General features: G+C 55.6%; 1 rRNA gene. It reads right to left on the reverse strand.

Going from position 1 to position 239, the window contains the following annotated elements:
- Positions 1-63 (reverse strand): 5S ribosomal RNA (gene rrf, locus SB822_RS60620); the annotation flags it as partial.
- Positions 64-239: the final 176 nt, after the last annotated feature.

Below are 239 nucleotides of genomic sequence, written 5' to 3' on the forward strand. Positions count from 1 at the left end.
GGAGCGTTTCACGGCCGAGTTCGGAATGGGATCGGGTGCAGCCGCTCCGCCATAACCACCAGGTCGGCGAAGAACACAAATATGAGAAGCTGGTTGTCTTTCGTGCAGATAATTCAGCGATAAACGCTGATAAACAATAAGCACACGACTGTGTGCCGGCCGGAGGCCGCGCCCGCGCAGCCGTTTGGCGGAGCCAAACTGGCGTGAGCGCTATAAATTCATCGAAGTTTGTTCGATGG

The sequence above is a fragment of the Paraburkholderia sp. SIMBA_054 genome (genome assembly GCF_046534875.1).
GTDB classification, from domain to species: Bacteria; Pseudomonadota; Gammaproteobacteria; order Burkholderiales; family Burkholderiaceae; genus Paraburkholderia; species Paraburkholderia hospita.